The following is a 26,912-nucleotide window of genomic DNA, read 5'->3' as shown; positions in this document are numbered from 1 at the left end:
CGCAACATCGGCAGGCTTGAGGCACCCTGTCCGACGACGACGCGCTCTTGAAATTACCCTCCGAGCCGGCCAACTCTCGACCGTCATTACCCATAAGAGAGCCGTAACAGCCCATGACCAACGAAACCGTTCAAGCCGCGGAACCCCAGCCTTCCGATACGCAGCCTGCCGAAACGCACGCGTTCGAAGCGGATGTCTCGCGATTGCTGCACATGATGGTGCATTCGGTCTATTCGGATAAGACCGTGTTCCTGCGCGAGCTGATCTCGAACGCGGCCGATGCCTGCGAGAAGCTGCGCTACGAGGCGCTGAGTGCGCCCGACCTGCTTGGGGACGAATCCCGCACGCAGATCGCGATAACGCTCGATCCGGACGCCAAGACGCTGACGATCGAGGACAACGGCATCGGCATGACCGCCGACGACATGGCCGAGGCGCTCGGCACGATCGCGCGCTCGGGCACCAAGGCGTTCATGGACCGTATCGCGGCCTCGACCGGCTCGGACGGTGCGCAGTTGATCGGCCAGTTCGGCGTCGGATTCTACTCCGCGTTCATGGTCGCATCGAAGGTCGACGTGATATCGCGCCGCGCTGGCGCCGACACCGCGTCGGTCTGGTCGTCGGATGGTCTCGGCACCTACACGATCGCGGCCATCGACACCGCCGAGGCGCCCGCCCGCGGGACTCGCGTCGTGCTCCATCTGTTGGAGGACGCGACGTCCTTCACCGAGCGCTATACCGTCGAACGGCTGATCAAGGACCAGTCGGGCCACGTTCCCGTCCCCATCACGCTCCGCGAAACGCCCGACGCCGAGCCGGTCGAGATCGCCGACGGCGCCGCGCTCTGGACCAAGCCGAAGTCCGAGATCAGCACTGAGGACTATGCCGATTTCTACCGCAGCGTGTCGGGCCAGTTCGACGAGCCCGCGCTGACGCTGCATTACCGCGCGGAGGGACTGCACGAATATTCCGTGCTCGCCTATGTCCCCGGCGCAAAGCCGTTCGACCTGTTCGATCCCGACCGCAACGGCCGCATGAAGTTGTACGTCAAACGCGTCTTCATCACCGACGACGCCGAGGTTTTGCCGCGCTACCTCCGCTTCATGCGCGGGCTGGTCGATTCGTCTGACCTGCCGCTGAACGTCTCGCGCGAGATGATCCAGGAGAGCCCGATGCTCGCCGCGGTCCGTAAGGGCGTCACCGGGCGCGTGCTCGGCGAACTCGACAAGCTCGCGACCCGCGATGCGGATGCCTATGCGAAGATCTGGGAGAATTTCGGCGCGGTTCTGAAGGAAGGGCTGTACGAGGATTTCGAACGTCGCGAGGCGCTGCTGAAGCTCGCGCGTTTCAAGACCACGACGTCGGCCGGCGCATGGCGCTCGGTTGCCGATTATGTCGCGGCGATGAAGGACAACCAGACCGCGGTCTATTACGCGGTCGGTACCGATCTCGACCGGCTCGAAGCCTCGCCGCAGCTCGAAGGGTTCCGCGCGCGCGGGATCGAAGTGCTATTGTTGCCGGACTCGGTCGACGGCTTCTGGGTGACGGCGGGAATCGATCACGACGGCAAACCGTTCAAGTCGGTGACGCAGGGCGCCGCCGATCTCGGCCTGATCCCGCTGGTCGACGGCGCCGAAGCACCGACGGCCGATACCACGCCGCAAGTCGCGGACTTCATCGCGTTCGTGAAGACGACGCTTGCCGATGCGGTTTCGGAGGTCCGCGCTTCGGAGCGCCTGACCGACAGCGCGGTCTGCCTCGTCGCAGCCGATAGCGGCATGGATCGTCAGCTCGAGCGGATCCTGGCCGCGAGCGGTCAGGCGATGCCCGCCGCCAAGCCGGTGCTGGAGATCAACCCGCGCTCTGCGTTGATCGCCAAGCTCGCCGCGCTCGGCGAGGACGAGACCGCGCTGCGAGAGGATGCCGCGCACCTGCTGTTCGACGAAGCGCAGATCGCCGATGGCGAGCGTCCGCTCGACGCCCGCGCCTTCTCCGCCCGCCTGTCGCGGCTGTTCACGCGGGCGTTGGGCTGAGCGACCTCGACCACGGTTCCGCAGATTTGCGGAACCGTGGTCCAGCGACTAGTCCGCTTCAAAGACTGAGGAGCAGGACATGTCGCCCATTCTAGATCGCCGCCAGATACTGACCGGCGGCGCGGCCATCGCTGGACTCTCGCTCGGCTCGACCGCCGCGTTCGCGCAGAACGACCGGATCGAGAGCCTGATCGCGAAGATGACCCCGGCGGAAAAGGCGGGCCAACTCAGCTGCTTCTCCGATCAGATCCGCCCGATCGGCGTGCCATTCAATCCCGGTCTCGCGACCGGCGGCGCGGCGGAGCAGATCGCCCGGATCAAGACCGGGCAGATCGGCATGCTGTTCAACGGCGTCGGCTATACCGGCGCGAAGGCCGCGCAGGATGCGGCGATGGCCACCCGGCTCAAGATCCCCCTGATCTTCGCCGGCGACGTGATCCACGGCCTTCGCACCGCCTACCCGCTGCCGATCGCCGAGGCCTGCGCGTTCGATCCCGACCTCGCCGAGCGGACCGCGCGCGCTGCGGCACTGGAAACCACCGCGCTCGGCATTCACTGGACCTTCGCGCCGATGGTCGACGTCGCCCGCGACCAGCGCTGGGGCCGCGTCGCGGAAGGCTCCGGCGAGGACCCGTATTTGGGCATCCAGCTGGCCAAGGCGCGCGTGCGCGGTTTCCAGGGGGACGATCTGCGCGATCCGACCCGCGTTGCGGCCTGCGCCAAGCATTTCGCCGCATACGGCGCGGTCTCGGGCGGGCAGGATTACAATTTCACAGAAATCTCCCCCGCCACGCTGCACGAGGTCCATCTCGCGCCGTTCAAGGCTGCGGTCGACGCGGGCGTTGCCACTTTGATGAGCGCGTTCAACGACATCGACGGCGTTCCTTCCAGCGGCAATCACTGGCTGATGACCGACCTCCTGCGCGGCGAGTGGCGGTTCCGCGGGATGGTCGTCGGCGACTATACCGCGGACGAGGAACTGATCGCGCACGGCTATGCCAAGGACGGCCGCGACGCCGCGAAGAAGGCGTTCATGGCGGGCATGGACATGGCCATGCAGTCGAACCTGTTCAATCTGTGGCTACCCGACCTCGTCGAGAAGGGCGAAGTCCCGCTCGCGCGGCTCGACGAAGGCGTGCGCCGCGTGCTCCACCTGAAGGATGCGATCGGGTTGTTCGACAACCCCTATCGCTCGGTCAGCCGGAAGGCCGAACGCACCAGTGTCTCGACGCCCGCCATGCTCAAGCTCAGCCGGGAGGCCGGCGCGCGGTCGATCGTGCTGCTGAAGAACGACGGCGACCTGTTGCCCTTGAAGAAGAACCCGGGGCGGGTCGCCGTGATTGGCCCGTTCGCGGAGGATCGCAAGAACGTCGTCGGCACCTGGGCGTTCATGGCCGACGAAAAGCTCAACGTCTCGATCGCGCAGGGACTTCGCGCACGCGGGCTGACCGTGACGACGGCGCAGGGTTCCGAGATCGAAGCTCCCCTGCCCGGCGGAATCGCCACAGCCATCGCCGCTGCGAACGCCGCGGATATCGTCCTGCTCGCGGTCGGCGAATCCCAGCTCATGTCGGGCGAAGCGCAATCGCGCACCGAGATCACGATTCCAGCCCCGCAGATGGCGCTCGCCGAAGCGATCGCGGCGACGGGCAAGCCGGTCATCGTGCTGCTCCGCCACGGCCGCGCACTTGCCTTGCACGGTGCGGTGAAAGACGCCCCCGCCATCCTCGCGACTTGGTTTCTCGGGTCCGAAAGCGGCAACGCGATCGCCGACGTGCTGTTCGGCGACGTCAACCCGTCCGCCAAGCTGTCCGCGAGCTTCCCCAACGAGAGCGGCCAGGAACCCTATTTCTACAACCACAAGAACACCGGTCGCCCGGCACCGGATACGGGCAGCCAGGAATACAAATCGCGCTACCGCGAGACGAAGAACGAAGCGCTCTACCCGTTCGGGCATGGCCTGAGCTACACCAGCTTTTCGGTCTCGAACGTCGTCGTGCCGACGCAAATGACCGATACGCTCGCCGTCACCGCCACCGTCACCAATACCGGTGCACGAACCGGCGACGAAGTCGTGCAGCTCTACATCCACGACCGGGTCGCCAGCCGCACGCGGCCCGTCCGTGAACTCAAGGGATTCGCGCGCATCTCGCTGGCACCGGGCGCATCGGAGCGCGTGACTTTGACCTTGAAGCGCGAAGACCTGCGGTTCTGGGGTGACGGCGATTGGGTGATCGAGCCGGGGCTGTTCGACCTCTGGGTCGCAACAAGTTCGATCGACGACGAAAAACAGAGCTTCGAACTGGTATAAGCTGTTCTCCCGCCTCGGCGGGGAACACGCTACATCCGCACGACCTGGTTTCCGATCCGCTCGGCTTCCTCCGGGTCGTGCGTGACCATCAGGATCGGCAGCTTGAGCACGTCGCGGACATGCTCGATCGCGAGCATGATCTCCTCACGGCGGGCGCGATCGAGCGACGACAGCGGCTCGTCGAGCAGCAGGAAACGCGGCCGGCTGAGCAGCGCGCGGCCGATCGCCACCCGCTGCGCTTCGCCACCCGACAGCGTGCGGGGCCAGCGTTCGAGCAGATGGCCGATACCGAGAAATCCGATGATGTCCTCGAACCGCTCGGCCTCGCCGCGTACGCCGTAGAGCAGGTTCACGCGGACGCGCATGTGCGGGAACAGTCGCGCTTCCTGGAAGACATAGCCGGCGCGGCGGCGTTCGGGGGGCACGTCGATGCCGTCGCCGAACAGTGTCTCGCCGTCGATCGCGATCCGCCCGCGATCGGGCCGGAGCAGTCCCGCGACCATGTTCAGGACGCTCGACTTGCCGACGCCCGAGGGACCGAACAGCACGGTTGCCCCCTCGCCTGCGTCGAGCGTCAGCGATACCCGCGTATCGCCGAGCCGCTTCTCGACATCGATCTCAAAGGACATGGAGCCCCCGTCCAGCGCGTCGCGTCAGCAGTTCCGAGGCTATCAGAGCAACGAGCGACAAGCCCACGGACACGCATGACAATCGCCACACCATCGCATCCGCCCCCGGCTGTTGCAATGCGGAGTAGATCGCCAGCGGCAAAGTCTGCGTTTCACCCGGGACGTTGGACACGAAGGTGATCGTCGCGCCGAACTCGCCGATCGATCGCGCGAAGCCGAGCACCGCGCCGGCCAGCACGCCGGGGATGCTGAGCGGCAGCGTGAGCGTCCAGAACACGCGCCAGGGCCCCGCGCCCAGCGTCCGCGCGGCATTCTCCAGCCGCCGGTCGACCGCCTCGATCGAGATCCGCATCGCGCGCACCATCAACGGCAACGCCATGACCCCCGCCGCGATCGCCGCGCCGGTCCAGCGGAACAGCACGGTGATCCCGAACCAGTCCTGGAGCCACCCGCCGATCGGGCCATTCGGTCCGAACGCGAGTAGCAACAACCATCCGGTGACCACCGGCGGCACCACCAGCGGCAGATGGATTGCCGCATCGACGATGACCTTGCCCGGAAAGCGGACGCGCGCGAGCAGCCATGCGAGCGCGAAAGCGACCGGCAGGGTCACCAACATCGCCACACCGCCGACCTTCAGCGACAGCGCGACGATCCCCCATTCGCCCCCCCCCCATTCGACTGCGTCAAGCATTTAGCGCGCGGAGAATCCGTAGCGGACGAATATCGCCTTGCCCTCGCGCGAAACGAGGAACCGCCGGAACGCCTCGGCATCGGAATTGGTCGATGCCTTCAATCGCGCGACCGGATAGGTGATCGCGGGATGCGTGTTTTCGGGGAAGACGCCCGCGATGCGGACCTTGGCGGACGCCTTAGCATCGGTCGCATAGACGATCCCGAGCGGCGCCGCGCCGCGCTCGACCAAGGCCAGCGTTGCGCGGACATTCTCAGCGCGCACCACCTTCGGCGAGACCTGCGCCCAAACGCCGAGCTTCTCCAGCGACGCCTGCCCGTATTTCCCTGCCGGCACGGCCATATCGGCCATCGCCAGTGGCCCGGCGGTCAGCACCCGCGCGAGCGCAGCTGGCGGACGGACCGGGATGCGAACCGTGCTGCTCGCTGGCGCCGCGACCACGAGCCGATTGCCGAGGAACGTCACGCGGGTCGTAGCGACGATCAGGTTCTTCTTCGCGAGCTCGTTCATCCAGTCTTCGTCGGCCGAGACGAACAGATCGGCGGGCGCACCGGATTCGACTTGCCGGGCTAAGGCCGACGATGCGGCGAACGAGATGGTCGGCTTGACGTGGCCTTTCTTTGCCCACGCATCGGCGGCGGCGGTCAGCGATTCCTGCAGCGATGCGGCCGCCAGCACGAGCGGCGGCCGCTGCGCATACGCGGTGCCGCTCGCAAGGCCCACCGGGATTGCCAGTGCCGCCATCAGATACCGCATACAGAGACCCCATAATTTCGACCGGCGAACGCCAGCAGACACGGTAACGTCGCGCGCGGCAATGCGTTGCGCGTTAGTTCGCCGTGACCCGCCCGGTTCGCGCCAGCTTGCCCCAGCCGACCAAAGGCCCGCGCAGCGCCTGGGCGATCGCTTTCAGCACGACGTAATACATCACCTGACGATAGCCGATCCGCTGCGGGATCAGCAGCCACAGCAACCGCCAGCGTTCCTTGCGCTCCAGCGCGAACGCGATCGTCGCGGCCAACAGGTCGATCGCGGTGAAGATCAGCCAGTAGGCGAGCATCGTATAGACGTCGTGGCTGGTCTGCTCCCAGCCATGCGCCTGCACCGATAGATAGGTCGAAGCGAAGCTCACCAGCAGCGCGAGGTCGATGATCGGCGAAATCGACGCAAGGATGATCTGGAACACGATCGCCTGCGGCAAGCCGACCCAGCCGAGTCCGCGCGGGTGCGACCGGCCGATCGCCGAGCGGTGCTTGTAGAGGCACTGCAACGTCCCGAACGCCCAGCGGAACCGCTGCTTGGCGAGCGCACGCATCGTCTCGGGCGCCTCGGTCCAAGCAATCGCGAACTGGTCGTACTGGACGGTCCAGCCGTGACGCTGGATCGCGATCGTGAGGTCCTGGTCCTCCGCAAGCGTATCGTCCGGATAGCCGCCGACGCTGCGGATCGCCTCGAGCCGCCACGCGCCGACCGCCCCCGGCACGACGGTCATCGCGTTGAGCCGGGCGAGCGCGCGCCGCTCGAGATTCTGCGCGGTGATGTACTCAAGCGCCTGCCATTTGGTGATCAAGTTGACGCGGTTGCCGACCTTCGCGTTACCCGCGACCGCGCCCAGCTCGGGATCGACGAACCACCGTGCGAGGCGGGCGATCGTCATCGGTTCGAACTGCGTATCGGCGTCGAGCGCGATCACGATCTCGCCGCGTGCCAGTTCGAGACCGCGGTTCAGCGCCCGTGCCTTGCCGCCGTTCTCCAACGTGAGCAGGCGGACGCGGTCGTCGCCGGCGAACGCCTCGGCGACGACGCGACTGGTGCCGTCGCTCGACCCGTCATCGATCACGATGACCTCGATCGCGACGTCCTTCGACGCCAGCACGCCCTCCACGGCGCGCACGATCACGCGCTCCTCGTTGAACGCGGGGATCATCACCGTCACGAACCGCGACGGATCGATCGCCGGGAACACCGTCTTCAGTTCGCGGCGGGCCTGGATCAGCGCGAGCGCAGACAAGGCCAGCGCACGCAAAATGCCGATCGTGATCGCGATGCCGAAGATCCAGCGGAGCGCGACGACGATGCCGCCGAGCGTGCTGAACAGCGCGAGGTCGGCGACAGCGGCAACGCGGTCGCTCGACGAGATGACCGGCATCGACTGGTTGCGCGACAGCCCGGCAAGCGTCGACACAGGAACGAAGCTGTAGCCCATCGCCCGCAATCGCTCGATGATGATCGGCAGCGCGGCGACGGTCTCGGCGCGGTTGCCGCCGGCGTCGTGGAGCAGGATGATGTTGCCGCTGCGCTCGGGATTGCCCGCCTCGACGCCAGCGATGGTCCGGTCGATGATCGCCTGGACGCCGGGACGCTTCCAGTCGTCGGGATCGACGTGGAGACCGACCGAGATATAGCCGCGCTTCTGTGCTTCGAGCGCAGGCAGGATTTCGTCCGCAGTGCTCGGCTCGGCATCGCCGAAATAGGGGGCGCGGAACAGCCGCAACGACCGCCCGGTGAACGCCTGGAACAGCCGCTGCGTAGTGTTCAACTCGTACTTCACCTGCCGTTGCGAGACGTTGGCAAGGTTGGGGTGCGTGTAGGTGTGGCTGCCGATCTCATGGCCTTCGTTGACCATGCGCTCGAGCAGAGTGCGTTCGGTCAGCGCATTCTCGCCGATCACGAAGAACGTCGCAGGCGCATGCTCGCGCTTGAGGACGTCGAGGATCTGCGGCGTCCATTCGGGATCGGGCCCGTCGTCGAAGGTTAGCGCGAGTTGTTTCGGACGATAGCCGGTTCGCACCACGACATAGGGCGAAGGCATCCGCGTGAAATTGACGTCGGCGATCGTGCCGTCCTTCGCCGGCACCGCATCGCGAATGCCGGTGACGGGTTCGGCGGCGATCTTGAGGATTTCACCGCTGCCCTCGATATCGACATTGGTGCCGGCCGGCATCTTGTCGATCGAATCGGGGATCGGCAGCTTGCGATGATCGCGACCCCAGATCGACCAGAGCCCGGGATCCTCCGACCCGAGACGCCAGAGCGCCACGCTGCCGAGGCCAGCCTTTTGCAGGAACGCGATCTGGTTGTACGCCGACGCCGCATCGAGCAGCCACACCTGGTGCTTCACGCCACCCTCGGAATAGGCGAAGCTGCTGTTGCCGCTGGCCTTGTCGAAGGTCGGCACGGTGCCCGAGTCCGCGGCGTTCTGCCACGCTTCCTCAACGTCGAGCGCATCGCCGTTGCCGGCATCGGCGCCTGCGTGCCAGTCATAGGCATAGGAGCCTATCGCCACGACCAGCTTGGCGGGGGGGATGCCCCGTGCCGCATCGGCCACCATGTGCGCGAACCAGCGCTGCGACGCGATCGGGCCTGGCGCGCCGCTTGTTTCGTGCTCGTCATACGCCATCAGGAAGATCTTGTCGGTCACCTTGGCATAGGCGGGCAGATTCCAGTCGGGGTTGGCGACCGGCGCGGCGATCGCGACTACCCAGCCGCGGCTCGCGAACCGCGCACGCGTCTCGGCGAGGAACGCGCGGTAGTTGGGCTGTGCCGACGCGGGCAGATCCTCGAAATCGTAGAACACGCCGCCGGCGCGGTTGGCGGCAAGGAACGGCACGAGCTTGTCGAGGAAGGCAGCGCGCGCCTTCGGATCGGCGAACAAGGCTGCGCTACCCGCGCCGTCCCAGTTCCCGTCGACCGCGTTCTGCACCATCGGCAGGATCACTGGCCGGTGGACCGCCTTGTTGAGGATATCGCGACCCGCCTGATCGCGGAACACGGTGATGTGGTGATCCTTGCCGGTGATCGAGACCCAGCCGGGGATCAGCCAGTCGAGCTGTTCGACATGCCGCGCGAGGCTGGCGGTGCTCGCCTCGTCCCATGGCGCGTGAAAGGCGATCGCAAGCGCCGGGTTGGCGCCGTTGCCGACACCCGGCTTGGCCGCGCTCGTCCCGAACAGTTGCTTGGCGTAGTAATTCAGGTCGCGACGGGTCTCGCGAAGGATCCCACCGCGCGGCGCGGGCAGCTTGTGGAGCGCGGGGTGTTCGGGCTCGATCGGCAGCAGCGGCGCGGTGGGCACCGCACCGATCGAAACGGCGAACATCGCGATCGATAGCAGCAGCAGCGCGACGAATGCCGCGACGCCAAAGGTGAACCGCCGCCGACGACGGCCGCTTGCATCATAGAAGACAGGATTGAGCGACATGAGGGGGAGTATCAACCGACGGAAGGAAAACGGCAAATTTCTATTTTAGGCCGCTACAGCGCGGTTCCGGCGGACGCTGCTGAAAAATCCGTCACGCTGCGGAGGGATGATCCCGGAATCGCGGCATCCCCTCCCGCACGCGGGAGGGGACCGAGGGGTGGGCACCCGGCTTGAACCAACGTTGCGTCCGGTGATGGCGCGCGCCCACCCCCTACCCCTCCCGCATGCGGGAGGGGAGAAGGTCAGATCAGCGGAACTTGCCGCTGAGCGATACGCCGATGATCCGCGGTTCGTTGAACACCGCCGCCATGTAGTTCTCGATCACGCCCTTGAGGTTCTTCTCGCCGGTGATGTTGCGCGCGAACACCGCCAGTTCGTACGCATCGTCCGGCGCGGCGTAGCCGATCTTCAAGCCACCCTCGAAGTTGCCGTTCGCGGTGAACTCCTTGGTCTTGTACAGCACGAACTGCGTATAGCCCTGGATGTTGAAGTCGCCCGCGATGAACGCGCGACCGCCATTGCCGAGCGGCTGGTCATAGCGGGCGTTGAGGTCGACGTTATACTCGGGCGCATTCGGCAGCGGGTTGCCATTGATCTGCGCGAACGTATTAGCGCCGACCTTGATCGTCGGATCCTCGACCGTGCAGACCACCACGCCGTTCAGGATGCAGACCTGAGCATAGACGTTCTTGTCGCGGATCTTGCTGTGCAGCAGGCTGAGGCCCGCGCCGAGCGTCAGGTTCGGCACCGGCTTCCAGTTCGCCTCGGCCTCCATGCCGTATGCATCCGCCTTGTCGGCGTTGAACAGCACGCCGTTGCCGTTCACATCGTTGCCGTTGAGCTGGATGTCCTTGACCCGGTAGGCGAAGACCGTCGCGTTCAGGCTCAGCGTGTTGTTCAGCAGGCGGCTCTTGACGCCACCCTCCCACGACAGGATCGTCTCCGACTTGGCGGTCGTGAAGTCCGAATTGAACACCGCCGAGCGGCCCTGGATCGTCGGCCCGCGGAAGCCTTCGGCAACGCGCGTGTAGAGGCTGACGTCCGGGCTCGCCTGATACAGCAGGCTCGCATCCCAGCTCGGCTTGGTCGCCTTCAGCGTCACGTCGGTACGGCCGCGATACGTGACCACGCCCGCCGCGGTGTCCGCCGTCTTCAGAAGCTGCGTGCGCTTCTTGTCCTCGGTGACGCGACCGCCAACGGTCAGCGTCAGCTTGTCGACCAGCTCATAGCTGACCTGCCCGAAGCCCGCCCAGGACGTGTTGACGTCGTGCAAGCGTACCCAGTTGTTGGGGTTTCGCGCGGCCGTCGTCAGGAAAAACCCGCGCTGATAGAAGTCGGTGATGTCGCGCGTGTCGAAATACAGGCCGCCGACCTGCCAGTTGAACCGACCGCCGGGGGTGCCCGCAAGCCGGATTTCCTGCGACCACTGATCGAGATCGCGGATCTGACCCTGCGACTGGCCGAAGCCGTTTGCCAAGCCGCCGACCGGGAAGTTCGCGCCGGCACCGCCATCGGTGTCGCCACGGCTGAACCCCGAGGTCGTCTCGTATGCGGTGATCGAGGTCAGCGCGGCGGGACCGAAGTCGTAGGTCGCGCGGGCCGAGCCGCCATAGGTGTTGTAGCTCTGCGGGTTGTCGTTGCCTTCGTCGTACGACACCACGTTGCGCGGCTCGGCCGAGACGTCGTTCGAGCCCTTCTTCAGCGCACCGCGGTGGAACAGCGTCGAGGTGCCATCATACCAGCGCGCATGGCCCGACAGGTCCAGCGTGAAGCGGTCGCCGGGGGTCAGTGCCAGCTGCACGCGGACGTTGCGATCGTCGAAACCGCCCATCGCGTCCTTGCGCGGCGTCGCGGTATTGTCGGCGCTGACGCCGGCGAACCGGTTGTCGACATAGTTCTCGCGGTGCTGGATCATAGTCGACAGGCGGATCGCCAGCAGGTCCTTGATCAGCGGGCCACCGACACCGGCGTCGAGGCTGACGCTATTGTACGAACCGACCGAGGCCGACGCACGGCTGTCGAAGTCGTTGGTGGGCTTGTTGGTGTCGAACTTGATGATACCGGCGGTGGTGTTGCGACCGAACAGCGAGCCCTGCGGGCCGCGCAATACTTCGACCTGGCGGACATCGAACACCGGGTTCGACTTCAGCACGACATGCTCGAGGATCACGTCGTCCTGGATGATCGTGACCGGCTGCGAGGCGCCGAGGTAGAAATCGATGTTGCCGAGACCGCGGATGTAGAAGCGCGGGAAGATGCGGCCGGTCGTCGATTCGACGTACAGGCCGGGGACGCGGCCCGACAGCGCGAGCAACGTGTCGTCGCCGCCTGCGGTGTAGGCGCGCAGAGCATCGCCCGACGCGACGCCGACCGACAGCGGCACCTTCTGGAGGTTTTCCGAACGACGCTCCGCGGTGACGACGATATCGCCGAGACCTTCCGCCGGAGCAGCCTGCTCCTGGACGGGCGCTGCATCCTGCGCGAGCGCCGCCGACCCGATCAGCACCGAACCACACGCGACGCCGAGCATCAGCGCCGACTTAACGACCGAAATCCTCAAAATTCTATTCCCCAATAATGCGGCGCCGTCCCTGACGACCGACCGCACATCCCAAAAATAAAACGTCGCGGCTTGTCCTCGACCGCCCTCCCCGGACGGCTCGACGACGCCTCGCGACGCTCACTCCCCGATCCGGCGGTTAGGCGGGGATTGTGTTGGTATGATGACAGTTGGTTACGACGTGTTTTTGCACGCAGCGGTTTGCAGAATAGTGCGATATTTTTGCCGCTCGCGACTGGCGGATAGGCCATGCTAGCACCGCGTCATGGACCTGCTGATGCGATTCTGGCTGTCGATCCGAGGCTCGGGCTGGTTCGAACCTAGCATGACCGGTGGCATCTTCCCGTTCCCTTTCGCCTGGCAGGCTTGGGCAATCATGGCGGCCTGGATCGTCGCGATCGCTGCGACCGTGGCGCTCCACGGCGAAGCAGCCTGGTTGACGCGGATTATCCTATGCGTCGGCTACATTGCGTTCGGAATCGCGACGTACGAGTGATGGCGGCGGATGCCGATGCTCTGCACCACTCCGGCTGGTGCGGCGTTTGTCCTCTACAGACAAGGGTAGCATGTTTCCCCGCGAAGGCGGGGATCCAGACTGGGCTCCCGCATTTGCGGGAGAACAAGGAGTAGCGGAGTGACGTTCGAATGCGACCGCTGCTTCGCCGTGGCAAAGCTGCGGCCTCGCACGACACGCCGAATACGAGCTCGGCCGGTCGCCGTCCGCCTCGGCTAACGTGCTGCCCCGCCTAGCCTTGGGCGCCTACGCGTCGTCGCCCATCCGCAGCGCTGCAATAAACGCCTCCTGAGGAATGCTGACCGAACCGTATTCGCGCATCTTCAGCTTGCCCTTCTTCTGCTTTTCCAGAAGCTTCTTCTTGCGGCTCGCGTCACCGCCGTAGCATTTCGCGGTCACGTCCTTGCGCATCGCGCTGATCGTCTCGCGCGCGATCACCTTGCCGCCGATCGCCGCCTGAATAGGAATCTTGAACAGATGGCGCGGGATCAGCTCCTTCAAGCGCTCGACCATGCCACGGCCGCGCACTTCGGCGGTGCCGCGGTGGACGATCATGCTCAGCGCATCGACCGGCTCCTCGTTGACGAGGATGCCCATCTTGACGAGGTCGCCCTCGCGGTAGCCGATCTGGTGATAGTCGAAGCTGGCATAGCCCTTCGACATCGACTTCAACCGATCGTAGAAATCGAACACCACTTCGTTCAGCGGCAGTTCGTAGGTCGCCTGCGCACGACCGCCGACATAGGTGAGGTTCTTCTGGATGCCGCGGCGGTCCTGACAGAGCTTCAGGACGCTGCCGAGATACTCGTCGGGAACATAGATCGTGGCCTCGATCCACGGCTCGCTGATCGTCGCGATCTTGTTCGGCTCGGGCATGTCGGCGGGGTTGTGCAGCTCGATATGCGTCGTGCCGGACGGATCGGGGTGGGTCAGCTCGATCTCATAGACGACGGACGGCGCGGTGGTGATCAGGTCCAGATCATATTCGCGCGTCAGCCGCTCCTGGATGATCTCCAGATGCAACAGCCCGAGGAACCCGCAGCGGAAGCCGAAGCCCAGTGCGGCCGACGTCTCCATCTCGAACGAGAAGCTCGCATCGTTCAGCCGCAGCTTCGAGATGCTCTCACGCAGCTTCTCGAACTCGGCGGCATCGACCGGGAACATCCCGCAGAAGACGACCGGCTGAACTTCCTTGAAACCCGCGAGCGCTTCGAGCGCAGGCCGCTTGGCATCGGTGATCGTGTCGCCGACGCGCGTCTGCGCGACCTCTTTGATCTGCGCGGTGATGAAGCCCATCTCGCCGGTGCCGAGCTCGGTCAGCTGCTCGATCTTCGGACGGAAACAGCCGACCCGGTCGACCAGATGCATCGTGCCGGTCTGCATGAACTTGATCTGCTGGCCCTTTTTCAGGACGCCGTCGATCACGCGCACGAGGATGACGACGCCGAGATACGGATCGTACCAGCTGTCGACGAGCATCGCCTTCAGCGGCGCCTCCGGGTCGCCGCTGGGTGGCGGGATCTTGGTGACGATCGCCTCGAGGATCTCGACGATGCCGATCCCCGACTTGGCCGACGCCAGCACCGCCTCGGACGCGTCGATGCCGATCACGTCCTCGATTTCCTTGCGGACCTTCTCGGGTTCGGCGGCGGGCAGATCGATCTTGTTGATCACCGGCACGATCTCGTGGTCGTGCTCGATCGACTGGTACACGTTGGCGAGCGTTTGCGCCTCGACGCCCTGCGCCGCATCGACCACCAGCAGCGCGCCTTCGCACGCGGCCAGGCTGCGGCTCACTTCATAGGCGAAGTCGACATGCCCCGGCGTGTCCATCAGGTTGAGGACGTAATCGAGGCCGTCCTTGGCTTTGTACGCGAGACGCACGGTCTGCGCCTTGATCGTGATCCCGCGCTCCTTCTCGATGTCCATGTTGTCGAGCACCTGCTCGGACATTTCGCGCGCGGTCAGGCCGCCAGTTTCCTGGATCAGCCGGTCGGCGAGCGTCGACTTGCCATGGTCGATATGGGCGATGATGGAGAAATTGCGGATGCGGTCGAGCGGAGTCATGGCGCGCTCCTAGCAGCGACGCCGCGCGGGGGATAGACGGCCGACCTAAAGCTTGGTCGCGATGAGATGATAGCAGCGCGCGACCTGCCGATACGGGTCCAGCCGGCCCGCCAGCCATTCGGCCCGCAACACGTCCTCGGGATCATCCGCCAAGATCGGACCAGCGTGGTGATCGGTAAAGATGCCGATGCCCGACCATTCGACGATCCCGGCGCCCGCCTCGCTCAGCAGCGCCTCGACCGTTGCACGCGTATGATTACGACTCGCAGCGTAAGGACCATGCGCGTCGCTGCCCGTCTCCAGCGCGATGCGCGCCTCGGCCCACCGGCCCGCCAGCCCGGATCGCATCGCCGCCGCCGCCGGGTTGATCGCGACGATCGACACGAGCCCGCCCGTCTTGCACAGCGCGACCGCAGTGCGGACCAGTGGCGCGGGATCATCCTCGTACATCAGGACGCTATGGCAACAGACGAGATCGGCCACCTCAGCCTGGTCCGCCGCCATCGTCGCACCATCCGCGCAGATCAGCCGGACCCGGTCTTGGATCGCGCTGGGGCAGCGCGCCAGCCGCTGCTCGCCGAGCGCGATCATCTGCGGGTCGATATCCTGGACCACGACCTCATACCCTGCCATTGCCAGCCGAACCGCCAACGCTGCGTCGCCACCCCCGAGATCAACCACGCGCAACGGCCGCTCGGGCAACACCGCGGTCAGCGTACGCAGCGTCAGTTCGAGCGGGATGCTGGTGCCCTCCTGCCCGCCCGGCTGCACGAACGCGTCGACGATGTCGGGTGCGGCGGTCCAGTAGTTCATGCCGCGACCAGTGGCGCAGGGCACGGCGTCAGCACACCGTCCGACAACAACCCGCAGCAGTCGCCGTCCTCGATCTGCAACGTGTCGGGCGAAAACACGTCTTCGTCGCGCGTGCTTTCGGGATGCGGTGCGTCCGACGGCAACAGATGCTCGAGATCGATGACATCACCACTGCCGTCGACCTCGACGATCCCGCCGCGCGCGATAAGGTCGAGGTGGATCGCACATTGATAGCCGACCACGCCCGGGTCCTGGTTATGCTGGCCGAGCCCGATATGCACGCCCGGCCGGCGTTCGTTGATGTGCGAGTTCATCGCGATCGGCTCGCCGATTCCGAAGTTCGTGCCGAAACCGAGCTCGCCGACATTATAGGCGCAATGCGTGGTCAGTGCAGAGTCCAGGAACCGCATCGTCCGTGCGTCTTCGCAGCGATGCGCGACGACCCGCCCGCCCTCGATCTCGATCGTTACCGGGAAGGTCTCCAGCCGCACGTCGTCGTCGGTGATCGCGTTCACGTTATAGGCGAAGTCCGCGACGTGAACGCCCGAAATCTTCGCGGGAAACGTAGCAACCTCGCCCGCCGGCAGGATCACCGTGCCAACCTCGCGCGCGGGGCCGCGGTTGCTGATCCAGCGGTGCTTGGCATCGAGCGTGACCTCAAGATCGGTGCCGCCCCGCGTCGTGATCCGCAGGTGCGACGCGCGCGTCAACCGTTCGAGGATGGCGACGTTGCGTCGGGAGAGCTCGTCGGGGCTCGCGAGCAGCGCATCCGCGAACAGGCTGTCGCTGGCGCTGATCGAGCGGAATATTCGCAGGCGTTCCGGCGGATAGATCGACAACGCGCGGGTCAGCGCACCGGTATGCGAGAAGGTGTCGCGTTCGAACGACAACAGGATCAGCCGCCCCGCGAACGCGTCGACCGCTGGCAAGGTCGCAATGAGCCTCTCCTCGAACGTCTCGTCGACAAGCGGCGCCATCCACACGCGTATCGCGGGGATGGCGCGCATCTCGAGCGCGGCGCAGACGAGGGCGGCGGACCGTTGGCTGTCGCTGGTATACAGGATAACCGCCGTGTCGCCGCCAGCGATCCGGACATAGGCGTCCAGCAGGGACTGAACCCCGCGCCAGATCTTCCCATCCATCGCCCTAGTTCTTCACATCGATGCCGCGATCGGTAAGCGTCGGCTTCGAGGTGCTGTAGCTGATCGTCCACGCCAGCTGATCGAGCGGGCGAATGCGACCCGCATCACCGAGTTGGGCCGCAGCGGTACTGTACGAGATCGTCCAGGCCGCATCGCCGCCCTTGCCGAGGTCGATCACATGCGTACTGAGATCGCCGATCCGGAACACCTGCTCGCTGCTTTTCACTTCGCGCAGCACCTGCGCCGAAACGCGGGCGACGATGTCGTTGATTTCCTGTTCGCTAGGCATGTCTGCTCTCTTGGAGTTTCAAGAAAACGCGGCGGGTGTTTCGTATCGGCAATCCGCGTCCCAACGACGCTGCGCTCTTGCGATACCCCGGACAATCGCCGCACAATCCGTTTCGGCGGCAAAACGAGTTCTCGATGTGCGGGCTTGATCCAGGTTGCCGGCCGGCCCCGATAAAAGAACCGCCATCCCGGTGCAGCTTGCCGCCGCGAGCTCTTTCAATCGATCGTGCGTAGGATATTTGTCTTGAACGTTCGGCATGTCGCGGCTAGGGGGCTCACCGGCAATGTTGTCGGGGCGTGGCGCAGTCTGGTAGCGCACTGGTCTCGGGGTCCAGGGGTCGTAGGTTCGAATCCTATCGCCCCGACCATTGCCGATTTTTCGGGGTTTAGCCCGAACTTCCCCGAACATTCTGCATCCCGTGCTGCGATCTCCGCCATTGCGGGCCCGGCTGTACCGCTTGCGTGGATCGTCCAATTTTTCGCGCCGCCCGCTGGCGTGAACGCGCTCCGACGGGCTATCGGTCGATCGTACGCCGCCGACTGCACGGGAAAGGATTGTCGTGATCGAGGTCAATTTCGACGGGCTGGTCGGGCCGACGCACAATTATGCGGGTCTCTCGATCGGCAATCTGGCTTCGGCGAACAATGCGGGCGCGGTCTCGGCGCCTCGGCTTGCCGCGCTCCAAGGCGCCGCGAAGATGCGGCGGTTGCTTGCGTTGGGGTTCAGGCAGGGCCTCTTTCTCCCACACGTTCGCCCGAATACCGACTGGTTGCGCGCGCTGGGCTTTGTCGGCAGCGATGCCGAGGTGCTTGCCTCGGCCTGGAACGCCGACCGCGCCCTTGTCGCGAACGCCTTCTCCGCGTCGGCGATGTGGACCGCGAATGCCGGGACGGTGTCGCCCGCCCCTGATACCGCCGACGGCCTCTGCCATATCTCGGTGGCGAACCTGTCGACCATGCCGCACCGCGCGAGCGAGTGCGGGCAGACCGAGCGTCAGTTGCGGCTCGCGTTCGGCGACGCGCGCTTCTTCCGCGTCCATTCGACCGTTCCCGCAGCCTTCGGCGACGAAGGCGCGGCGAACTTTATGCGGATCGTGCCGCAAGCGGGCGGCGGCGGCGTCGAGATCTTCGTGTATGGCGAGGGACACGCCGGCGGCTTCCCGTCCCGCCAGTCACGCACCGCAAGCGAAGCGGTCGCGCGTCGCCACGGCCTCGACCCCGCGCGCACGCTGATGGTCCGGCAAAGCGACGCTGCGATCGCAGCCGGTGCATTCCACAACGACGTCGTCGCGGTCGCCAACGGGCACGTCCTCTTCACGCACGAGCACGCCTTCGCCGACCCGCAGGCGTTCTATCGCGACTTGCACCGGCTCGTGCCGGACGTGGTGATCCTCGCCGTGCCCGCCGACCGGGTAAGCCTGAAGACCGCGATCGGGACCTATCTGTTCAACTCGCAACTCGTCACCGCGGCTGACGGTACGATGACCCTCGTGCTTCCCGCCGAAGCGCGGGAGGATGCCGCGGTATGGACGTGGCTGACCGAGCAGGTCGCGGATGGCGGTCCGATCCGCCGGCTCGAAGTCGTCGACGTCCGGGAATCGATGCGCAACGGCGGCGGCCCCGCCTGCCTGCGGTTACGCGTCCAGGTCGACGAGGACGCGCTAGCCTCGATCGATCCCCGGTTCCTGCTAAATGAAACGATCTGTACCCGGATCGAAGACGTCATCGCCCGCGAATGGCCCGAGGCAATCGGGTTCGACGACCTCGGCGATCCGCAACTGTGGGAACGCTGCGCGCGCGCGCGCGCCGCAATGACCCGAGCGCTTGGCTTCGGCCCCGACGAAATCTGAGCGTTACTAGGAGAAGCGCCCCGCCCGTCCGTGCGACACTCTCGTATCCGGGCGGGGCACCGTGGACGCTTCATCGATCGACGCGCGTCTCTATTGGCAAGCTAACACGGCCGGCGCCGTTGAAAACTTCCGTTCGTCAAGTTTAGCGGTCGTCCATCCCGATTATCGCCCGGTATGCCGATGATCCGCTGCACCTTGACCTTAAGAGGCACCGGTTGCGGCGGGAAGTTTGACCTTGCGAAGCGAGGCGATCACCTGCCGCGCACCCGGCGGTGCCACCTGAACGAATAGCTCGAACAATGCCTCGTCGGTGAACTGCCCGATGTCGGTGCCAAGCGGTAAGGCAATGGCCTGCCGGCTGCGGGCGCCGGGTTGCGCTTCGATCACGATCGTCCGCCAGGCCATCCCGACCGGCGGTTCGCCGTCGACGTCGCTGAATTCGCCCGGGATCATGTTCCGGAGTCGCAACCGACGGTCCGTATGCTTGGCAAACCACGCACCGTCGCCCGCGGCGGCGATCTCCACCGCTATCGTCTGTCCATTCATGCCGCATCCTCACATCGACCGGTATCGCTGATCATAGCGACGCGGTGTTGCCGCACCACCACAGATGCAAGCCAGAAAATACCGAGACCCAACTTACTATTGATAATAGTTATCAGAAACATTAGCGGGGCGGTTCTCGATAAGGAAACCTCATGACACGTCGTCGCTTCGGCACCGCCCTTTTGCTTGGTTCTACGCTCGCCGCATCGCCGGTGCAGGCGCAAGTCCGCACCGAGGACGGCGAAACCGGCGCCATCGTCGTGACGGGGCAGCATGCGCGTGGTCAGGCATCGTCGGGTACCAAGACGGACACGCCGCTCGCCGAGACGCCGCAATCGATCAGCGTCATCACCGCCGACGACATCGCCGGGCGCAGTCTCCAGAATCTCAATCAGGCGCTGCGCTTCGTCGCCGGCGTCACGCCCGAAACGCGCGGCTCCAGCGGCGAGGTCTACGACCAGTTCAAGCTGCGTGGGTTCGACGCACCGGTCTATCTCGACGGGCTGAAGCAATTCGCTAGCGCGTCCGGCTACGCGTCACCACAGATCGACGTCTCGCGGCTCGACCGGATCGAAGTCATCAAAGGCCCCGCTTCTGTACTCTACGGCCAGTCCAGCCCCGGCGGCCTCGTCGCGGAGTCGAGCAAGCTCCCGCTCGACCAGGCGTTGTACGGCGCGATCGGCGGGACCTACGGCAACTATGATCTCTACCGCGTCGATGCCGATATCGGCGGCCGCGCCGGGGCTGGCGTCCTTTGGCGGATCAACGGCAGCGCGAACGGTGCCGACACGCAGCAGAAATTCGGCAAGCGCGAGCGCCAGACGATCTCGGGCGCGGTGACCGTCGGCGCGGGCAGCTCGACCAGCTTCACGCTGCTCGGCGCCTATTCGCACGATCCGTACAACGGCGATTACGGCGTGTTCCCGGCCAGCGGCACGCTGATCGCCAACCCAAACGGCAAGTTGCCGACCAGCTTCGACGGTGGCGAGGCGGGCAACCGGTTCAGCCGCGAACAGGCCGCACTCACCTACATCTTCCGCCATGACTTCGGCGGCGGCTGGGCGTTCCGCTCGTCGGGCCGGTATCAATACGTGAAGTCGAACCTCGGCCTGATCTATACCGCCGGCGCCCTCGATGCGACCGACCCGACCCAGCAGACCTATAGCCGCGCCTCCTATGCGACCCGCGAGCAGCTCAACAACTGGACGTTCGACAACCAGCTGACCGGCACGGTGCAGACCGGCCCGGTCAAGCACACGCTGCTGTTCGGGGCCGACCGGCAGGTCGCGCATTCGGCTGAAGTCGGCGCGTTCGGCACCGCGCCGTCGCTGAATGGGTTAGCCCCGGTCTATGGCACGGTGGTGGTACCGACCACGCCGGAAGCGATCGGCGGCCAGTTCACGATCGACGCGCGCCAGCGCCAGCAGGGCGTCTATGCGCAGGACCAGATGGCGCTTGGCGAGCTCCGCGTCGTCTTGAGCGGACGCCAGGATTGGGCCCGCGCGCAGCAGATCGGCGCTGCGGCGAAGAACGACGAGAAGTTTACCTATCGCGCCGCCGCGCTCTACACGCTGCCGTTCGGTCTGGCGCCGTACGTCAGCTATGCGACGTCGTTCGAGCAACAGGCTGGCACCGTGCTGCGTCCCGATGGCAGCTTCGGCATCGCCGATCCCTCGCTCGGCAAGCAGCTCGAGGCCGGTGCCAAGTTCACTGTTCCCGGCACGCCGATCCTACTGTCCGGCGCGTGGTTCCGGATCGATCAGACCAATGTGCTGACCTCGACGCCGACGTTCTCGGTCTCGACGCAGACCGGCAAGGTCCGTTCGCAGGGTGTCGAGTTCGAGGGTACGGCGCCCCTGCCCTACGGGTTCGACGCGCGCGTCGCCTATAGCCGCCAGCGGGTGAAGGTCACGCAGGACCTGAACGATCCGTCGCGCATCGGTCGCGGGCTCGAAACGGTCGGCCGTGGCGGCACGACGCTCGCGCTGAACTGGTCCCCGCCCGAGGGTGGCCTGGCCGGGCTGACGATCGGCGGCGCACTGCGCCATGTCGACCAAGTCTATGCCGGCGTCACGCCGGGCGAGACAGTCGGACGCAACAGCCCGTCCTACACCGTGTACGACGCGCTCATCCGCTACGACCTGGCGAAGTTCGCGCCCTCGCTCCGCGGCCTTAGCCTGGCAGTCAACGGCGCCAACATCTTCGACAAGAAGTATCTGACGTCGTGCTTCGCCAATTATAACTGGTGCTGGTACGGCAACCGCCGCACCGTTCAGGCGACGATCGGCTATCGCTTCTGATGCAACGGTAAACGCGGGGTCCCCGGCCAAAGCAGGTCGAGCGCCGGGGACATTCAGCAGCCCCCACCACGGACTGATTCGGCGACTATCTCTTTCAGGGCGTCGATGCCGGAACGCGCTTGGCATGACGGACCAGCGAGTTGATTTGGCTGTCTCGAACTGCGGGTCGATCGGCCCAGATCATCGGACGAGACAGATAGGCGACCGGATGACGACGTCAGCGTAGCGATCCGGTATGGTCGCCCCATGCTGCCGATCCTCTACAGTTTCCGACGATGCCCCTATGCGATGCGGGCGCGGCTTGCGATCGTGGCGAGCGGGCGCGGTGTCGAACTGCGTGAGGTCGTACTGCGCGCGAAGCCGCCCGCGATGCTTGCGGCGTCACCCAAGGGTACGGTACCGGTGCTGGTCCTGCCGGACGGGGCGGTGATCGACGAGAGCCTCGCGATCATGCGGTGGGCGTTCGCCTCCGGCGACGTCGCGGGGGATGGCGAGACGGATCCAGGCGCTATGATCGCCACGAATGACGGCGTGTTCAAATACCACCTCGATCGGTACAAATATGCCGACCGCTATGGGGTGAACCGTCTGGAACATCGCGCGTGCGCCACGGACATCCTCGCCAACCTCGACCAACGGCTGCGCATTGCCGACCATCTCGGACGCGACGCGCTGTCCCTCGTCGATCTGGCGATCATGCCGTTCGTGCGCCAGTTCGCCGAAACCGATCGATCGTATTTCGATCGTTTGCCGATGCCGGGTTTGCAGGCCTGGCTGACGCGGCATCTGTCGTCGCGGCTTTTCGAACGGATCATGGTCCGCCCTCCGCCGTGGCAGGACGGCGATCCGCCAACCGTCTTTCCGGAGCACTCCTCCTGAGCGGCGATCGTTGTCGATCACCGCTCAGGGTTCGTCACCGCATCATTTCGCCGAAGCGGCAAGCCCACGATCTTCGAGCATCGGACCGATATCCGGGTCCTTGCCGTAGAACGCCTTGAACATCGGACCGTAATCCTCGGTATGGCCCTTCGACAGGATCATGTCGCGGAAGCGCTGGCCGTTCGCACGCGTCAGCCCGCCATGCGCCATGAACCACGCATACGCGTCGTTATCGAGCATCTGCGTCCACAGATACGCGTAATAGCCCGCCGCATAGCCGCCCGCCCAGATATGCGCGAAATAGCTGGTCCGATAGCGCGGCGGCACGTCCTTGGTGTCTAGCCCCATCGAGTTCAGCGCCTTGGTCTCGAACGCGTCGACATCCTGCGGCCCGGCCGAGGCCGGTAGTGAATGCCAGTCCTGATCGAGCGTCGCCGCCGCCACCAGTTCGCCCAGCTCATAGCCCTGGTTGAACTTCGCCGCGTTCTTGATCTTCGTGACGAGCGCCTGCGGCATCACCGCACCGGTGCGGTAATCCTTGGCGTAGTTCGCAAAAACCTTCGGATCGAGCGCCCAATGCTCATTGAACTGCGACGGGAACTCGACCCAGTCGCGCGCGGTGTTGGTGCCCGAGACCAAAGGATAGGTTTGGTTCGCGAACAGCCCGTGCAGCGCGTGGCCGAATTCGTGGAACATCGTCGTCACGTCATCGAACGTGATGAGCGCGGGCTGGCCCGGCGCAGGCTTGGTGAAGTTGCCGACGTTGTAGACGACCGGCTTGGTCTTCAGCAGCTTCGACTGGCCGACGAAGTTCGACATCCACGCGCCGCCCGCCTTGTTGTCGCGCTTCCAGTAATCGAAATACATCAGGCCCAGCTCGGAGCCGTCCTTGTCAAACACGGTGAAGACACGGATGTCCGGCTGATAGGTCGGGATATCGCGGCGTTCCTTGAAGGTGACGCCGTAGAGCTGGTTCGCGGCGAAGAACACGCCGTCGGTCAGCACGCGGCTGATCTCGAAATACGGCTTCAGCTCGTTCTGGTCGAGGTCGTACTTCGCCTTACGCACCTTGTCCGAATAGAAATCCCAATCCGACGGCGCGAGCGGGAACGACGCGCCGGTCGCGTTTATGGTCTTCTGCAACTCGGCCGCCTCGCGATGCTGCTCGGCGGCGGTCGCGGGGACGAGCTGGGTCATGAACCCCTTCGCCGCTGCCGGGGTCTTCGCCATCTGGTCGTACAGCGAATAGGCGGCATAGTTCGGGTAGCCGAGCAGTTGCGCCTTCTGCGCGCGCAACTGCGCGATCTTCTGGATCAGCGCGCGCGTGTCGTTGGCGTCACCCTTCTCCGAGCGCGTCCAGCTCTTCTCGAACAGCGCCGCACGCGTTGCACGATCGGAAAGCGAGGCGAGCGCGGGCTGCTGCGTCGTGTTCTGAAGCGACAGGACGTATTTGCCGGGCATCCCCCGCTCCTTCGCGCCTTCCGCGGCTGCGGCGATCTCGGCATCGCTCAGCCCGGCGAGCTTGGCCTTGTCGTCGACCACCAGCGCGCCCACCTTGGTGCCGGCGAGCAGCTTCTGCTGGAAATCGGTCGTCGCGGTCGAGATCTGCGTGTTGAGCAGCCGCAGCTTGGCCTTGTCGGCGTCGTTCAACTGCGCGCCGGCGTGGAGGAAATCGCTATGGTAGATCTCCAGCACCTGCGTCTGCTCGGCATCGAGACCGAGCGAGTCCTTCTTCGCGTACAGCGCCTGGACGCGCGCGAAGAGTTTGGGATCGAGATAGATCGCATCGCTGTGCTGCGCGAGCTTGGGCGCCTCGGCGGACCGCACCGCGTCGAGCGCATCGTTGGTGTTCGCCTGCGACACGCCAAAGAACGCCTGGCTCGCGCGGTCGAGCGTGCGGCCCGAGCGCTCCATCGCCTCGATCGTGTTGGCGAAGGTCGGTGCTGCGGGGGTGTTCGCGATCGCCTTCATCTCGGCGATCTGTTCCGCCATGCCCTGCTCGAGCGCGGGTTGGTAATCGGTGTCCTTGATCTGGTCGAAGCGCGGCGCCTGGAACGGCAGCGTGCTGTGGACGGTCAGCGGATTGACGCGCGCCGCCTGAACGGGCGCTAGCCCCGCGAAACAGCAAAGGATGGCGACGGAACGAAGCAAAGTGGAACGCGGCATCGGTGTCTCACAAAGACAGGAGTGATGACGCGCTTCTTGCATGGAGTGTCAGGGCGTTACAATGTCTCGTTTGGTCCGCGTCCGGGAACGTAGGGCCCACGATACGGCATCGGCGATGCCGCCCCGCGGGCCCTGAACGGCTTTCCCGTCAAACGATCTTTTCGAGCGGCTGGTTCGGCCGAGCCGCATACGCACGGAAGCGCGCCGCGCTACCCTGCGTGTAGGGCTTGGCGAACACCGTCGACACCGTGACCGAATCGCCGGTCGCATGCTCCGGCGTCAGCGTCAGCAGCGTGAACCCCTTCAAATCCTGGTCGCAGAACCGGACCTCACCCTTGTTGGCGTCGGCGATCAGCGTGCCGATGCCGGGCAGCAGCGAGCCGTAGGACGGGCTGGTGATCGCGGTGCAGCCGAACTCGGCGGCGACCAGCTTGCCCGATGCGTCGTGCAGGTCGTTCGCCCATGCCGCGTGGCTGTCGCCCGACAGTACGATCGGCCGCGACTTCGCGCGCTTGAACGCTGCATAGAGTCGCTCGCGGGCGGGCGGATAGCCGTCCCAGCTATCGAAGCCGAACGGCAGGCCCGCACGGTACGAGGCGATGCTCGCGGTCAGCCGCTCGCGCCACATCGCCGGCAGCTTCGCCATCGTCTCGGCGAACTTCACCGGCCCCAGCTGGCGCTCCATGTCGGGCCCTGCGACCTTCGCCATCACCACCTGATTGCCGAGCACCTGCCACGGCTTGCCCGCCGCGACCGAGGTCGCCATCGTCTTCTCGACCCAGGCGAGCTGCGCAGGGCCGAGCAGCTCGCGATCGGTCCGCGCGCGCTCGGCCAGCATCGGCGCGTATTCGGCCTGCGTGATCTCCTCGCCCTTCGACACCACTTGGTGGCTGCGCGCGAGCAGCCGGGTCTCGACCATCACCAGCGTCGCGAGATCGCCGAACTCGAAGCTGCGGTTGATCGCCGCCCAGGGCTGGCCGGGCTTGGAATCGCGGATCGGCATCCATTCGAAATAGGCCTGCATCGCCGCCGCCTTGCGCGCGCCCCAGTCGCCTTCGGTCTTGGGATCGTGGTTCTCGGCGCCGTGCATCCAGTCGTCGTTGGCGACCTCGTGATCGTCCCACACGCAGATGAACGCGGCGCGCGCGTGCGCGGCCTGCATGTCGGCATCGCGCTTCACCTGCGCATGGCGCATGCGGTAGTCGGCGAGGCTGACGATCTCGTGGCGCGGCTCGACCAGGCGATTGATCTTCTTGGCGATGTCCGCGCCGTAGCCGTCGACGCCGTATTCGTAGATATAGTCGCCAAGGTGCAACACCGTGTCGACGCGGTCGAGCTTGGCGATCACGTCATAGGCGTTGAACAGGCCGCCCGCGTAGAGCTGGCACGAGACGACCGCCATAACGACGTCGGCGACCTTGCCCTTGGGCAGCGTGCGGAACCGACCGACCGGCGAGCGCGTGCCGTCCGCCGCGTCGAACCAGTAGCGGTATTCGCGGCCCGGCTGGAGCCCGGTCGCCTCGACCTTGGCGGTGAAGTCGCGGGCGGCACGCGCCTTGACGCTGCCCGAGCGGAGCGGCTTGCCGTTCTCGGTTTCGGCCACGTGCCACGTCAGCGCGATGTCGCCCGCCTGGCCCGCCTCGACCGGGGTGGCGCGGGTCCACAGGATGGCACCGTCGAGCGAGGGATCGCCGCTCGCCACGCCGTGATCGAAGCGGAGCTTGGCCGCGCCCGCTGCATGCGTCGCGGCCGAGGGCAGCGCGAGCGTCGCACCCGAACCGGCGAGTTTCAGCGCAGTCTTCAAAGCATCGCGGCGGTTGATCGTCATGAAACAGGGCTTTCGTTATTAGGCACCGCCGCGGTAGGCGCACTCCGCTACACTCCGGTGGCAACCCTGTGACAGTGTCGTGACTGGACTGTCA

The 26,912-nt window shown here is 65.6% G+C and carries 18 protein-coding genes and 1 tRNA gene; 7 read left to right on the top strand and 12 right to left on the bottom strand.

Annotation, left to right across the window (positions count from 1 at the left end):
* The first annotated feature begins 113 nt into the window (after window positions 1-113).
* Both htpG and C8J43_RS12205 read left to right on the top strand, forming a co-directional pair.
* Window positions 114-2,033, top strand: coding sequence for a molecular chaperone HtpG (htpG, locus tag C8J43_RS12210; RefSeq protein WP_133031130.1), 1,920 nt, complete (start codon window positions 114-116; stop codon window positions 2,031-2,033).
* A 79-nt stretch (window positions 2,034-2,112) separates the two neighbouring features.
* A complete protein-coding gene (locus C8J43_RS12205) occupies window positions 2,113-4,344 on the top strand; it encodes a glycoside hydrolase family 3 N-terminal domain-containing protein (protein ID WP_133031129.1) in 2,232 nt (743 codons plus the stop codon).
* A gap of 29 nt (window positions 4,345-4,373) precedes the next feature.
* On the opposite strand, the gene C8J43_RS12200 is transcribed toward C8J43_RS12205, so the two are convergent.
* The 5 genes from C8J43_RS12200 to C8J43_RS12180 all read right to left on the bottom strand — a co-directional run bounded on the left by C8J43_RS12200 (window position 4,374) and on the right by C8J43_RS12180 (window position 12,395).
* Window positions 4,374-4,973: an ATP-binding cassette domain-containing protein gene (locus C8J43_RS12200; RefSeq protein WP_133031128.1), complete on the bottom strand. Its 600-nt coding sequence runs from the start codon at window positions 4,971-4,973 to the stop codon at window positions 4,374-4,376.
* A complete protein-coding gene (modB, locus tag C8J43_RS12195; RefSeq protein ID WP_133031127.1) occupies window positions 4,963-5,667 on the bottom strand; it encodes a molybdate ABC transporter permease subunit in 705 nt (234 codons plus the stop codon). Before modB ends, C8J43_RS12200 begins: the two co-directional genes overlap by 11 nt.
* Entirely contained in the window at window positions 5,668-6,411 is a 744-nt protein-coding gene (modA, locus tag C8J43_RS12190; protein ID WP_243645558.1) for a molybdate ABC transporter substrate-binding protein, read from the bottom strand. It lies immediately after the preceding gene.
* A gap of 85 nt (window positions 6,412-6,496) precedes the next feature.
* Complete coding sequence (locus C8J43_RS12185) at window positions 6,497-9,865, bottom strand: polysaccharide deacetylase family protein (protein ID WP_133031125.1); 3,369 nt, start codon at window positions 9,863-9,865, stop codon at window positions 6,497-6,499.
* 247 nt (window positions 9,866-10,112) lie between these two features.
* Window positions 10,113-12,395, bottom strand: coding sequence for a TonB-dependent receptor (locus C8J43_RS12180; protein ID WP_133031447.1), 2,283 nt, complete (start codon window positions 12,393-12,395; stop codon window positions 10,113-10,115).
* 295 nt (window positions 12,396-12,690) lie between these two features.
* Here C8J43_RS12180 and C8J43_RS12175 point away from each other — a divergent pair, with 295 nt between their 5' ends.
* Complete coding sequence (locus C8J43_RS12175) at window positions 12,691-12,921, top strand: hypothetical protein (protein WP_133031124.1); 231 nt, start codon at window positions 12,691-12,693, stop codon at window positions 12,919-12,921.
* Between the two features lie 264 nt (window positions 12,922-13,185).
* Here C8J43_RS12175 and lepA read toward each other — a convergent pair whose 3' ends face one another.
* The 4 genes from lepA to C8J43_RS12155 are packed head-to-tail and all read right to left on the bottom strand — an operon-like array spanning window position 13,186 to window position 17,250.
* Window positions 13,186-15,006, bottom strand: a complete 1,821-nt coding sequence (lepA, locus tag C8J43_RS12170; protein ID WP_133031123.1) for a translation elongation factor 4 — start codon at window positions 15,004-15,006, stop codon at window positions 13,186-13,188.
* Between the two features lie 45 nt (window positions 15,007-15,051).
* Complete coding sequence (locus C8J43_RS12165) at window positions 15,052-15,819, bottom strand: methyltransferase (protein ID WP_133031122.1); 768 nt, start codon at window positions 15,817-15,819, stop codon at window positions 15,052-15,054.
* Window positions 15,816-16,961: an aminopeptidase gene (locus tag C8J43_RS12160; protein ID WP_133031121.1), complete on the bottom strand. Its 1,146-nt coding sequence runs from the start codon at window positions 16,959-16,961 to the stop codon at window positions 15,816-15,818. Before C8J43_RS12160 ends, C8J43_RS12165 begins: the two co-directional genes overlap by 4 nt.
* Before the next feature lie 4 nt (window positions 16,962-16,965).
* Entirely contained in the window at window positions 16,966-17,250 is a 285-nt protein-coding gene (locus C8J43_RS12155) for a hypothetical protein (RefSeq protein WP_133031120.1), read from the bottom strand.
* A gap of 290 nt (window positions 17,251-17,540) precedes the next feature.
* On the opposite strand from C8J43_RS12155, the gene C8J43_RS12150 reads away from it, so the two are divergent.
* Both C8J43_RS12150 and C8J43_RS12145 read left to right on the top strand, forming a co-directional pair.
* Window positions 17,541-17,617 (top strand) — tRNA-Pro (locus C8J43_RS12150).
* 186 nt (window positions 17,618-17,803) lie between these two features.
* On the top strand, window positions 17,804-19,099 hold the full coding sequence (locus tag C8J43_RS12145; protein WP_133031119.1) for an N-succinylarginine dihydrolase: 1,296 nt from the start codon (window positions 17,804-17,806) through the stop codon (window positions 19,097-19,099).
* 201 nt (window positions 19,100-19,300) lie between these two features.
* On the opposite strand, the gene C8J43_RS12140 is transcribed toward C8J43_RS12145, so the two are convergent.
* Complete coding sequence (locus C8J43_RS12140) at window positions 19,301-19,645, bottom strand: hypothetical protein (RefSeq protein WP_133031118.1); 345 nt, start codon at window positions 19,643-19,645, stop codon at window positions 19,301-19,303.
* Between the two features lie 152 nt (window positions 19,646-19,797).
* Here C8J43_RS12140 and C8J43_RS12135 point away from each other — a divergent pair, with 152 nt between their 5' ends.
* Both C8J43_RS12135 and C8J43_RS12130 read left to right on the top strand, forming a co-directional pair.
* The gene (locus C8J43_RS12135; protein WP_133031117.1) at window positions 19,798-21,945 is read left to right on the top strand and encodes a TonB-dependent siderophore receptor; all 2,148 of its coding nucleotides are present in this window, start codon (window positions 19,798-19,800) and stop codon (window positions 21,943-21,945) included.
* Between the two features lie 246 nt (window positions 21,946-22,191).
* Window positions 22,192-22,824, top strand: coding sequence for a glutathione S-transferase (locus C8J43_RS12130; protein WP_133031116.1), 633 nt, complete (start codon window positions 22,192-22,194; stop codon window positions 22,822-22,824).
* Window positions 22,825-22,866: 42 nt separating this feature from the next.
* Here the strand turns inward: C8J43_RS12130 and C8J43_RS12125 are convergent, their stop codons facing one another.
* Both C8J43_RS12125 and C8J43_RS12120 read right to left on the bottom strand, forming a co-directional pair.
* Window positions 22,867-24,990, bottom strand: coding sequence for a M3 family metallopeptidase (locus tag C8J43_RS12125; protein ID WP_133031115.1), 2,124 nt, complete (start codon window positions 24,988-24,990; stop codon window positions 22,867-22,869).
* Window positions 24,991-25,138: 148 nt separating this feature from the next.
* Window positions 25,139-26,818, bottom strand: a complete 1,680-nt coding sequence (locus C8J43_RS12120; protein ID WP_133031114.1) for an alkaline phosphatase D family protein — start codon at window positions 26,816-26,818, stop codon at window positions 25,139-25,141.
* Between the last annotated feature and the right edge of the window lie 94 nt (window positions 26,819-26,912).

Source organism: Sphingomonas sp. PP-CE-1G-424, from assembly GCF_004341085.1.
GTDB lineage: Bacteria > Pseudomonadota > Alphaproteobacteria > Sphingomonadales > Sphingomonadaceae > Sphingomonas.
This window is presented reverse-complemented; position numbering and strand designations above follow the sequence as displayed.

Coding starts and splice junctions, on each gene's coding strand:
- C8J43_RS12175 (WP_133031124.1), top strand. CDS start 12,691: ATGGACCTGCTGATGCGATTCTGGCTGTCGATCCGAGGCTCGGGCTGG.
- C8J43_RS12130 (WP_133031116.1), top strand. CDS start 22,192: ATGCTGCCGATCCTCTACAGTTTCCGACGATGCCCCTATGCGATGCGG.
- C8J43_RS12125 (WP_133031115.1), bottom strand. CDS start 24,990: ATGCCGCGTTCCACTTTGCTTCGTTCCGTCGCCATCCTTTGCTGTTTC.
- htpG (WP_133031130.1), top strand. CDS start 114: ATGACCAACGAAACCGTTCAAGCCGCGGAACCCCAGCCTTCCGATACG.
- C8J43_RS12155 (WP_133031120.1), bottom strand. CDS start 17,250: ATGCCTAGCGAACAGGAAATCAACGACATCGTCGCCCGCGTTTCGGCG.
- C8J43_RS12180 (WP_133031447.1), bottom strand. CDS start 12,395: ATGCTCGGCGTCGCGTGTGGTTCGGTGCTGATCGGGTCGGCGGCGCTC.
- C8J43_RS12120 (WP_133031114.1), bottom strand. CDS start 26,818: ATGACGATCAACCGCCGCGATGCTTTGAAGACTGCGCTGAAACTCGCC.
- C8J43_RS12140 (WP_133031118.1), bottom strand. CDS start 19,645: ATGAATGGACAGACGATAGCGGTGGAGATCGCCGCCGCGGGCGACGGT.
- modA (WP_243645558.1), bottom strand. CDS start 6,411: ATGGCGGCACTGGCAATCCCGGTGGGCCTTGCGAGCGGCACCGCGTAT.
- lepA (WP_133031123.1), bottom strand. CDS start 15,006: ATGACTCCGCTCGACCGCATCCGCAATTTCTCCATCATCGCCCATATC.
- modB (WP_133031127.1), bottom strand. CDS start 5,667: ATGCTTGACGCAGTCGAATGGGGGGGGGGCGAATGGGGGATCGTCGCG.
- C8J43_RS12135 (WP_133031117.1), top strand. CDS start 19,798: ATGACACGTCGTCGCTTCGGCACCGCCCTTTTGCTTGGTTCTACGCTC.
- C8J43_RS12160 (WP_133031121.1), bottom strand. CDS start 16,961: ATGGATGGGAAGATCTGGCGCGGGGTTCAGTCCCTGCTGGACGCCTAT.
- C8J43_RS12185 (WP_133031125.1), bottom strand. CDS start 9,865: ATGTCGCTCAATCCTGTCTTCTATGATGCAAGCGGCCGTCGTCGGCGG.
- C8J43_RS12165 (WP_133031122.1), bottom strand. CDS start 15,819: ATGAACTACTGGACCGCCGCACCCGACATCGTCGACGCGTTCGTGCAG.
- C8J43_RS12205 (WP_133031129.1), top strand. CDS start 2,113: ATGTCGCCCATTCTAGATCGCCGCCAGATACTGACCGGCGGCGCGGCC.
- C8J43_RS12200 (WP_133031128.1), bottom strand. CDS start 4,973: ATGTCCTTTGAGATCGATGTCGAGAAGCGGCTCGGCGATACGCGGGTA.